This is a genomic window from Streptomyces chisholmiae, assembly GCF_031845445.1.
GTDB classification, from domain to species: domain Bacteria; phylum Actinomycetota; class Actinomycetes; order Streptomycetales; family Streptomycetaceae; genus Streptomyces; species Streptomyces chisholmiae.
In genome coordinates this window covers 1-487 of the sequence record NZ_JAVREO010000098.1, presented here as the reverse complement: position 1 = coordinate 487, position 487 = coordinate 1, and the positions used below count along the sequence as shown (strand labels likewise).

At 70.6% G+C, this 487-nt stretch carries 1 protein-coding gene; it reads right to left on the bottom strand.

Annotated elements, in window-relative coordinates; genetic code table 11:
• A partial coding sequence (locus RM844_RS32250) for a globin domain-containing protein (protein WP_311671000.1) occupies positions 1 to 487 on the bottom strand: 487 nt, incomplete at both ends.

The following is a 487-nucleotide window of genomic DNA, read 5'->3' as shown; positions in this document are numbered from 1 at the left end:
TTGGAGACCCAGCCCGCCGGGACGGCCTTCACGTGGAAGGAGAGCAGTCCGTCGGAGCGGGGCGCCGAGGCGAAGGAGTAGTGCCGCCAGACACGCGGCCACCACGGCGTCTCGACGCTCGTGTACTGCCCGGCGAGGAACGGGTACGGCTGGTCGGGGCGGACCGTGACGACGGCTATGTCAGGCGTCCTGCGGTCGTGCGCGACCACCTCGGCGTGCCACCAGGCGGGCGCCCGCATCTGGTCCACGGCGGCCGCGTCGATCATGACCTGCGAGATCGTCGTGTACGCCCGGACCCAGGCCGCTTCCATGGCCTGGTCCCAGATGTGCGACGCGTACTTGCTCAGCGCACCGATGAGGCACTCGCCGACGGCCGGGTAGTGCTCGGGGAGGGTGCCGTACTTGCGGTGGCCGCGGCCCAGGTTCTGGAGGTAGGCGACCAGCACCTCGGTGTTGTCGATGTGCTCGGCCGCGGTGAGCAGCGCCT